The sequence below is a fragment of the Bacillus sp. JJ1503 genome (assembly GCF_036965125.1).
In the GTDB taxonomy this organism is placed as follows: Bacteria; Bacillota; Bacilli; order Bacillales; family Cytobacillaceae; genus Cytobacillus.
In genome coordinates this window covers 1-10291 of sequence record NZ_JBALOZ010000184.1, presented here as the reverse complement: position 1 = coordinate 10291, position 10291 = coordinate 1, and the positions used below count along the sequence as shown (strand labels likewise).

The 10291-nt window shown below is 37.7% G+C and carries 8 protein-coding genes and 1 pseudogene; 6 read left to right on the top strand and 3 right to left on the bottom strand.

All coding sequences use genetic code 11. The annotated features are described in order from the left end of the window. The first annotated feature begins 1330 nt into the window (after positions 1-1330). Together V7149_RS14565 and V7149_RS14560 are read left to right on the top strand one after the other, a co-directional pair. Positions 1331-1525 (top strand): hypothetical protein, encoded by a 195-nt coding sequence (locus tag V7149_RS14565; RefSeq protein ID WP_335346336.1) that lies wholly within the window; start codon positions 1331-1333, stop codon positions 1523-1525. Between the two features lie 127 nt (positions 1526-1652). Then, positions 1653-3086 carry a PLP-dependent aminotransferase family protein gene (locus V7149_RS14560; RefSeq protein WP_335346335.1) on the top strand — a complete coding sequence of 478 codons (1434 nt, stop codon included), beginning with the start codon at positions 1653-1655 and terminating at the stop codon, positions 3084-3086. A gap of 177 nt (positions 3087-3263) precedes the next feature. Here V7149_RS14560 and V7149_RS14555 read toward each other — a convergent pair whose 3' ends face one another. Next, on the bottom strand, positions 3264-3713 hold the full coding sequence (locus V7149_RS14555; RefSeq protein ID WP_335346334.1) for a YfmQ family protein: 450 nt from the start codon (positions 3711-3713) through the stop codon (positions 3264-3266). A 303-nt stretch (positions 3714-4016) separates the two neighbouring features. On the opposite strand from V7149_RS14555, the gene deoC reads away from it, so the two are divergent. The 3 genes from deoC (at position 4017) to V7149_RS14540 (ending at position 7790) form a co-directional block, all read left to right on the top strand. Further along, a complete protein-coding gene (deoC, locus tag V7149_RS14550) occupies positions 4017-4709 on the top strand; it encodes a deoxyribose-phosphate aldolase (protein ID WP_335346333.1) in 693 nt (230 codons plus the stop codon). A gap of 400 nt (positions 4710-5109) precedes the next feature. Further along, positions 5110-6585: an aminotransferase class I/II-fold pyridoxal phosphate-dependent enzyme gene (locus V7149_RS14545; protein ID WP_335346332.1), complete on the top strand. Its 1476-nt coding sequence runs from the start codon at positions 5110-5112 to the stop codon at positions 6583-6585. 470 nt (positions 6586-7055) lie between these two features. Continuing rightward, positions 7056-7790: a YjjG family noncanonical pyrimidine nucleotidase gene (locus tag V7149_RS14540; protein ID WP_335346345.1), complete on the top strand. Its 735-nt coding sequence runs from the start codon at positions 7056-7058 to the stop codon at positions 7788-7790. Between the two features lie 290 nt (positions 7791-8080). Here V7149_RS14540 and V7149_RS14535 read toward each other — a convergent pair whose 3' ends face one another. Together V7149_RS14535 and V7149_RS14530 are read right to left on the bottom strand one after the other, a co-directional pair. Further along, a complete protein-coding gene (locus tag V7149_RS14535) occupies positions 8081-8374 on the bottom strand; it encodes an alpha/beta hydrolase family protein (RefSeq protein WP_335346331.1) in 294 nt (97 codons plus the stop codon). Next, entirely contained in the window at positions 8353-10119 is a 1767-nt protein-coding gene (locus V7149_RS14530) for a S9 family peptidase (protein ID WP_335346330.1), read from the bottom strand. Before V7149_RS14530 ends, V7149_RS14535 begins: the two co-directional genes overlap by 22 nt. Positions 10120-10177: 58 nt before the next feature. On the opposite strand from V7149_RS14530, the pseudogene V7149_RS14525 reads away from it, so the two are divergent. Next, positions 10178-10291, top strand: a pseudogene (locus V7149_RS14525) (MFS transporter); the annotation flags it as partial.

Genomic DNA, 10291 nt, shown 5'->3' with positions numbered 1-10291 from the left:
AAAGGAGTGACTTAACTATGAAAAATAAAGATGAAGAATCATTAAAAATGAGTTATGAATCTGATGGAAAAATGAAGAAAAAATAAAAATCGGCAAGGTAAAAGAAATGAAAATGCTGACTTTTTTAATAGCACACAAAATAGTGAATGAATTAGGTCAAGCAGACACTCTAAATCAGTGTGTCTGTTTTTTTTGATAAAAACATAAGAGGACAAATAACATTATTATGTAAACTAATTTCAGTAAAATGAAGTCAGCAAAGTACCTGAAATAAATTTAATTAATGACTGGAACAATTACCAAGAACCAAAACAAAAGCACACACAGGAGTGGCTATTTTAAGATATATCATAGATTCTGATCAATTATCGGTATAATCATATCTAGGGCAAAACCTCCTTCAGTAATAATCTCATTTAAATTATAGTTCTCATTAATATTTTATTTTCAAAGCTATAAAAATTTTTTCACAGAAATAGCAATATGCCTCTGAAACTCCTTCGATAACTGTATCCTTTGAACAATGTGGACATTCCCATCCCATATACCATTTGTTTTTTTAGGTGTTTCTGTTTTCAATTGATTTTTACATTGCTTTCACCTACTGCTCATGCTGATGAAGATAATCCCTTATTAATTGTAATTTTTCATTGTCCTCATCCAAGTAATAATTGAAATTTTGAAATGTAATGTGACGGGGACAATTGTCAGTTTTTGTTGCGACATGTGAAAAAGCATCCCCTTAATTGGATTCGTTCATCCTACGAGAAAGCGCTGCACGTTTAAATACGTTGTTTGATTGAGGGCTTACAGTGGAAATTTCATAATGACCATTTATTATCAAGGCTTTGTTGCCCGACATACAGAAAATAATAAATTCTGTAAAGGAGGGCCTGTCTATATTTATTCACAAAAGGTAGAAGAATTAATAAAAAGGCAGGGAATTACAATTGATATTGGAAAAGAGCCACCTCGGAGTCCTAAGTTGAAAATTGACTAAATTATCAAGTTATCTATATTTGTTGTTACGCTAACAGGGGCGTGTGCGGCTGAGCCTAGGTCGTATTGTTCAAATAAGAAAAAAATTTTTTAAGGGATATTTAGCTATTAAATAGAATTCAAAAATCTTAAAATATCTTGATAAAAGGGCTTTTACTATGAGGTTAAGGTGAAGGGAAATGGTGTCATACAATAAAGTGGATGGTGGAATTTATTCAATAATGGATGGGTACAAGCATTACCATTTATTTTATAGTAATGATTTAGATGAAAAATAACTTTGGGCAGTTTTGATAGACTTTTTAATTAAATTATGAAAAAGAGGTGGCCTATGAAAATATTGATTGCTTTTGTCATAATTATTTCAATACTAGCTGGGGCTGGGACAGTACTGGTAGCGAGTAAGAGTGACAAGAATTATAGTGGCTCAACTAAAAAAAATACTACTAACTTAACATTCATTTATGCTATCGTTATATTATTGTCTGTCATTGCGCTTGGTGTGTATATTAGTAAAATTGTTTAGTGGAAAGCAATGTTAAATACCCTATTGGTCGTGTGACTCAATAGGGTATTTATTTGTATTATTGAAAAAAGTAAGGAAAATTAGGTTACAATATATAAAACAAAATTTTAAAAAGGGATGCAAATAAATGGACTGGAATATTGACCGAAAAGCTAAAAAACCGATTTATAAACAAATTGCTGAGTTTATTGAAAATGGCATTGCTGATGGAACTTTTCCTCCAGATAAACCACTACCCTCTGAGAGATACTTAGCTAAAGGGCTAAATATAAATAGAAGCACTGTTGTAGCTGCATATGATGAGCTTGAATCAAATGGTCTCATTCAACGTAATCGTGGAAGTGGTACAACTATTAGTAAGGATATATGGGGGATCACTAAAAAGCGTATACCTAGTTGGAACAAATACATTGAAGCAGGGACGTTTTTACCTAATTTACCGATCGCTCAAAGAATACGTAAAGAGATGGAAGAGCAGCAATTAATTAATTTAGCCAGTGGTGAATTATCGGAGGATCTCTTTCCGGTGAACGCGTTAAGGGAGATTACTTCAACTCGGTCTTTTATCGGTAGGCTAGGTTATGATCATCCACAGGGGAGTGTAGTATTAAGGACTACCATTACAAAGCATGTGAAGGAGTTTCGAAATATCGATACAAATCCCTCATCTATTCTCATTACTTCGGGAGCTCAACAAGCTTTACACCTAGTCGTTCAATGCTTATTAAAGCCTGGTGATGCAGTAGTGATTGAAGATCCATCCTATCATTATAATCTCCCAATATTTAAATCAGCAGGTTTAAAAACTTTCTATTTACCAGTAAATGACGATGGTGTAGATCCAAATGAATTACTAGAATTACATAAAAAACATCGGATAAGAATGATATTTTTAAATCCAGCTTTTCAAAATCCAACAGGCACTTTGCTAAAAGAGAGCCAGCAGAAAACCATTTTAGAAATATCATCAGAACTTGGAATTCCTGTAGTGGAGGACGACCCGTATAGTTTAACGTCTTTTAAAGGAGAAGAAGTGTCAACATTAAAATCACTCGATAAACATGGGAATGTGTTATACATTAGCTCTTTATCAAAAGTCGTTGCTTCAGGTTTAAGGATTGGCTGGATTATCGGACCAAGATCGGTCATAGAGAGATTATCTGATGCTAAACAACAAATTGATTTTGGACATGCTAGCTTTACCCAATGGATCGCTAACGATTTTTTAGAATCAGAGCATTTCCATTCTCATATCAAGAAATTAGTGAAGGAATTAGAAAAGCGGCGCCATCAAATTGTATCAAGTTTTAATCATTATCTAAAGGATCAAGTGGAGTTTACGATTCCTCAAGGTGGAATCCATATTTGGTGCAAATTAAAAAGAGATGTAGATGAAATGAAACTATTGGAAAACTCCATAAAGCGAGGAGTTATCTATGTCCCAGGGTCCATGATGGGATCCAAAAAATGTTATGCGCGTTTTACTTTTGCTAGAGAGAATGAAGAGACTATCAATGAAGGAATAAAAAGGTTTGCGGACGCACTAAAATCAGCGAGATAAAGAAAGAGAATCTTGATTTCATTCATGGTTCATTTTTTATTTTAGGCTGTGCTCATATACAATGTTGAATTTAGCCTTATGTGTATGACGTGAACAGGTTTTATTCGGTATGAGTAATGTAGCGAACCTATACACATAAGGCGTTGTAAGAATCAACAGTTCTCTTAAATATGTACATCAAGCCATTTTTTTTCTACTATTTGAAATAGTAAACTTTTGTAGATACTCAGATCTAAGACTATAAGAAGCAACTTTCTTCTTCCACTGTTTGACTACGTCAACGTGGTCATCGTAACTATAAATATAAAAATTCATTTCTTTTTTTCTACTTTTTACGTTGATGACAAATGGAATAACATTAGTCTCTGGATGTAAAAACAATTTTTCATTGCCCGGAAATATATGGTTTTTTCCTAAAAATTGAGCTTCATTAAAGTAGTCATTAAATCTAATTTTTTCTTCCTTTTTTAAGTGCGTTCCGTTAAATATTACAGTAATATCTTTTGAATCAAGCTTTGGATGAAGTGCAAATTTACCTAAAACCCATCCCACAAGTGCACTTGGGGGACACATTGAAAATGTTAAAATTATTCCAATTACTATAACAGCAATAGTCGTCCAAATCATTTCATATCAACTCCTTAATTTAATGAACGGAAGTCAAACAAATAATAAATAGGCATCCCTTAACCACTTCCCCTTCGTACTATCATAGATTAAAATTCATTAGAAATAACCATCCAATCCTTTATTTGTTTCCTCATCCACTTCGAGGTGTGAATTGGATGGGGAAAAAAGTGTAGAAGTGGATGATTAAAATACATTTAAATTCATTATGATAGAAGTGTAGGTTATCCACAACTCACATTCATCCAAAATGGTTTGGTGTGTTAATTGATTCACAATTACTCTATTAGGGAGGCGGAGTAGATGAACTTTGCGAAATTAATAGATCATACATTACTCTTACCTGTTTCGAACAAAAAAGAAATCATAAATTTGTGTCAAGAAGCAAAACAATATGGCTTTGCATCTGTATGTGTAAATCCTACATGGGTAAGCCTATCAGCAGAACTTTTGCGAGATTCAGAGGTAAACGTGTGTACGGTTATAGGGTTTCCTTTAGGTGCGAATACTCTAGAAACAAAAGTATTTGAAACGATAAATGCCATTAACAATGGAGCTAATGAAATAGATATAGTAATAAATATCGCGGCATTAAAAGATAAAAACTATGCATATGTAGAAGAAGAAATACGATCAGTTGTGGTTGCTGCCAAAGGAAAGATTCTAGTTAAAGTTATTATAGAGGCATGTCTATTAACTAATGATGAAAAAGTACAAGCATGTAAATTATCTGTCAAAGCTGGTGCAGACTATGTCAAAACTTCAACAGGCTTTTCTCTATCCGGAGCAACTGTTGAAGATGTTGCTAACATGAGAAAAGCAGTTGGACCAAATGTTGGGGTGAAAGCTTCAGGGGGAGTTCGTGACATGGATGATATAAAATCAATGGTTGATGCAGGTGCATCAAGGATAGGAACTAGTTCTGCTATGAAGATTTTGGGATTATATTTAGATACATTCATTCAAACTAACGAAAAAATTAATCAAATACAATGATTTAAGATGGGTATCTAAATGGGGGTTAGTTCCAGATGTGATGACCAAGGGTGGAAGTCCCATCGTTGGCCCACTTGGTGAATAAGTTGCTGAATCTGTTTGGGGAAAAGAATAAATGATTATTGCGGATTTAGATTATGAGACATTTTGACCAAGTCAATTTGACCTCGATTCAGTGGTGCATTATTCAGGCCAGATTTTTTAAATTATTAATTAAACAAAGAAATGCAGGAGAATATCATTTGGAAGAACTAACCTAGTTTCTATCGATTAAATATATTATGGTGTTCTCTTTTCAATTACACCCTTCGCTCTATTTTTATTTAACGGAAGAACACTTTAATCGTCTATTACATCTATGAATCTACTACTTTAATTTAGATGAAAGGGAGGGAGGCATATGGTTTCTCAATTTGAAACTCCATTATTTACTGCCTTGAAAAAACATGCTGAAAAGAGCCCTATTCAATTTCATATACCAGGTCATAAAAGAGGAAATGGTATGGATCCAGAATTCAGAGAGTTTATCGGAGAGAATGCTTTAGCAATTGATTTAATAAACATTAGTCCTTTGGACGATTTGCACCTGCCAAAAGGTATTATCAAACAGGCACAAGACCTAGCTGCCAAAGCCTTTGGGGCAGATTATACTTTCTTTTCTGTTCAGGGGACTAGTGGAGCTATTATGGCGATGATTATGTCCGTGTGCGGTCCTGGGGAAAAGATACTAGTACCGAGAAATGTTCACAAATCTATCATGAGCGCGATTGTGTTCTCCGGAGCTGTACCTATTTTTATTCATCCAGAGGTCGATCCAAACTTTGGTATTTCACATGGTATTACACCGGATTCTATTGAAAGGGCCATAGCCCAACATCCGGATACTAAAGCCGTTCTGGTTATCAATCCAACTTATTATGGAATATCTGGCGATTTGAAAAAGATCGTAGAAATTGCCCATTTGAAGAACATTCCTGTACTAGTAGATGAAGCGCATGGAGCACATATTCATTTTCATAAAGAGTTGCCGCTTTCCGCAATGGAGGCAGGGGCTGATTTGGCAGCAACAAGTGTCCATAAATTAGGCGGCTCGTTAACACAAAGCTCTATATTAAATTTACGAGGAAATCTTGTTTCACCCAAGCGTGTACAATCAGTATTAAGTATGTTGACAACTACTTCAACTTCATATTTATTATTATCTTCTCTAGATGTTGCTAGAAAATCCTTAGTTACTGAAGGACAAGCCTTACTCGAGGATACAATTCGAAAAGCAGAGGAAACACGTAGGGAAATCAACAAAATCGAACATCTCTTCTGCATGGGGTATGAAGTATTAGAGTCAAGTGCCGCAGTTGCAATGGATCCAACGAAGCTGCTCATTTTTGTAAAAGAATTAGGATTAACTGGTTATCAAGTAGAAAAATGGCTTCGAGAAAGGTTTAACATTGAAGTTGAATTATCTGATCTTTATAATATTCTTTGTATTGTAACACCAGGTGATTCTGTAGAGGAATTGTCTACACTTGTCTATGCAATGAAGGAGCTTTCAAAGGAGTTTAAAAGTCAGGCTAATCATCTGATCGATAGTTCTGTTCTACTGCCGAAAATCCCTTCACTAGCATTCACACCACGGGATGCTTTTTATATGGATACGGAAGTCATTCCATTTGATGATTCTGAAGGCAGAATTATCGCTGAATTTATCATGGTATATCCACCGGGGATTCCTATCTTTATTCCAGGTGAAATTATCACGAAAGAAAATTTGGAATATACCAGGACAAATATCGAAGCAGGACTTCCTGTTCAAGGTGCAGAAGATGTTGAACTAAAAAAAATACGCGTAATTAAAGAACATTTAGCGATTCAATAAAAAGTGATAAGTGGCAGCGAATAGCACTACAAAATAAGGAGTGGACAACATGAAGCAACAAGAATATCGTTCTCGGATCGTTACATTTATTTTCTTGCCTTTTTGTATTATCATGTAATTCAGAACAAGCAACAAGTCAAAACCCAGTGATAGAAACCGAAGACATGCAGAAAAAAGAACAGATATGTAATGAAGGAATGAGATGGACTCATGATAATCCAATGGCACCTACAGCAGGAAATTGGAGCGCGCTTGAGTTTAAAGACGGGAACACCTATAAGGTGGATGCCCCGCCTGCAGATGATTCAGATGTTACAAAAAAGGAATTAGAAGAACTGGTTAAGATAACAAATGAACGTAAAGAGGAAGATATTGAACTCGTAAAATACTGGGCTAAAACACCAAGCCCAAACACACACTGTTTTGCCATAACAGAGGATTTAATTCAAGCTAAATTAAGGGAGGCACCTATGAAATACGAAATTATATTGTTTGATGTGGATAATACATTGTTAGACTTTAGTATGGCAGAAATAAAAGCACTGCATAATGCTTTTGTAGAGTTTGGATTACCTACCGGGTTGTCAGATTATAAAGCAAGCTACGAAGAGATCAACAGGATACTATGGAGCGAGTTGGAGCAGGGGCTTATCACTATATCTGAACTAGGAGTAGAAAGATTTAGGAGATTGTTCCTTAAACATGATCTTGAAATCAATGCAGAGCTATTCAGCAGTGTTTATCTTAGATTATTGTGCGAGGAAATTCATCTTGTAAATGGAGCTGTAGAATTATGTGAAAATCTTACCGATCATCGGCTAGCTATAATAACCAACGGATTCACGGAAGTGCAGACAGCAAGAATTGGAAGTTCTCCACTTCGTAATACTTTTGAGCAGGTAATTATTTCTGAAGAGACTGGCTTCCAGAAGCCCGAAAAAGGTATTTTCGATTATGCGTTTTCGAAGCTACAGATTACAGAAAAGACTAAGGTGTTGATGGTAGGCGATTCCTTGACCTCTGATATTCAAGGGGGAATTAATTACGGGATTGACACCTGTTGGTTCAATCCGCATCTTAAGGAAAACGATATAGGTATTAAGCCAACGTATGAAATCCGAGAGTTAACAGATCTTATAAAGATTGTAAAGGAAACTAGTCAATGCTCAACGAAAGTTCAAACCAACCACATAGTAACCATATAAAAACTGTGCAATAATCTCCTCATAAGATAGAGAATAGAAGTCTGTAACATGTAGTGCAACCTCTATTCCAAGAAAAAGAGCATGAAAAAAACTGCACCTCCAATTGTTAGATGGTGTCTAACAATTGGGGGGCAGTTCAGAGTAAGGATAAGCGCCCATCTAGAATGTTTATAAAATAACTTGAATGAAGTTTCGTCATTTCACTGTACTACGATGTTGTTCTCTTCAACAAGATATTAATATTAAAAAGACGTCCGGCGCGGTCTGAACGTCTTCTTTGTTTTATTTCCTTATTCATTAATTGTTCCGGTAGTCAACTTAAGGTGTTTCTGAAACCAGCTTAGAATATGTTCCAGTCGAATCACCCGATGCCAGGGGTTTCCAGAACGTGACAGCTCATGGGTATCATTGAGAAAGCGGATCATGCGCACGTTACGTCCCTGAAACTTCAGGGCAGTATAAAATTGTTCACCTTGTTCAATAGGAACTCGAAAATCGAGGGTGCTATGAATGATCAAGAGCGGTGTTCGAACATTGGCCACATACTTGATTGGCGAGCGCTTCATGTACTTTTCCGGAAACACCCAAGGTGGCCCCCATAATCATCGGCCTTTAAAAATCCGCCATCTGACGTACCAAAGAGACTATACAGATTGCTGATGCCTCTCATCGAAACGGCAGCTTTGAAACGGTGGGTTTGAGTGACGATCCAGTTAGTCATATAACCACCGTAGCTTCCGCCCGCAACACCAAGACGGTTCGGATCGAGCGTTCCCTTCGATAGAACGTAGTCCATTGCCGCCATCAAGTCCATATAATCATGGTTTCCCCAATCGCCTCGGATGGCTGCGACAAATTCTTGTCCGTAGCCCATGCTCCCACGAGGGTTAGTATAAATCACGGCAAAACCTTGTGAAGCTAGCAACTGGAATTCAAGGAAGAAGACATAGCCATACATAATCATCGGTCCACCGTGAATTTCCAGGATCGTAGGAATTAGACTTCGTGCGGGAATCCTCCCAGGCGGATAAAGAATCCAACCTTCGACCTCCGGACCATTCGCCGAACGCGAGGAAAAATGGATCGGCTCGGAAATGGCGAGCAGACTGAGCCAATCTCGGTTCACTCTTGTCAGCCGACGTTTGTTGGTAATCGTTTTCTTAGAGATGTCAGCAACCCAGATGTCATTTGGCAGCGTAGCTGTAGTAATGGCCATAGCCACCTGACGAGTGTCCAGAGTAAAGCTTACATTGTAGATGACTGAATTCCCAGTGGTCATTTGAATTGCTTGATTATCTGGAATGGAAAAGCGCCAAAGTTGAACTGCTCCGGCTTTACTTACACATGTATAAATGTTTTGACCATCAGGAGCCCAAGTTAAGCTAATCGAAGGCTCTTTATGACCGCGGATGTCCCCAATGGATTTATCACCTATGGGATAGGGGAAGCCGTTAGTCAATTCCCATGGCTCTCCCCCGGATGCAGCAACCATCCAAATGCCTGGGTTCGTATAACCGCCGTAGCTCCGATCATGTCCAACATAAGCAATCACTTGTCCATCAGGAGACCATGTCGGATGGTTGGCAGGCCCTTGACTTCGAGTTAACCGGTGAGGTACTCCCCCTGTAGCACCAATCACCCAAATATCATTGACCAAAGCGAGGTCCAAACGTTCTGGTGTCCTGTTACCGGCTACGGCGATGTATTGTCCATCGGGAGACCATGCTGGGGAAGAGTAGTTGTAGTCGCCAAACGTGAGTTGCTGGAATTTACCACGATCAGAACCGACGACAGGGATAGTGAAAAGGTGCCAGTGTTTCCCGACTAAATAACCAGTGGTGTCCAACTTATACTTAAGACGATCAATGACGAGTACATCTTCTGTAAACCGTTGTCTTGGTGTTTGTTTTCGACCAATATCATCTTCCGGGCCTTCCGAGCCAACATGAACTACACAAGCGATGGTTCGGCTGTCTGGAGACCATACAGGAATGCCACTGACATACCGAATACTAGTAAGAGCTTCGGCTTCGCCACCTGTACTGGACATAATCCAAAGCTGGGAATGTCCTCGCCGGGTAGATACGAAAGCAAGCCACTTGCCGTCCGGGGACCAACGGGGAGCAAAATCAAGTCCGGGACCGGAGGTGAATTGTTGTGGGGCGGTTTCTCCGGAGGTGGAAACGATCCAGATGCGGCTGCTATATTTATTGGTATCCCTGTCCATCTTTGTTTCAACATAGACAATGCTCTTACCATCAGGGGAAATTTGCGGATCACTAACGATTTTTAATTCAAACAGATCCTCAGGATTTAACGGCCTCTTCATTTCCAATCATTCCTTTATTTGTTTTGCTATATTCTATTTAATTTTGTATCCGGATAGACCGGGTGATTCTGTATTCCTTCTGGTCGTTGCTCTTTCTTTACTTGGAATAGGATGGAATTTTGGTCTGATAAGTGGTACAGCTCTAATTGTTGATTCAATAGAACCTTCAACA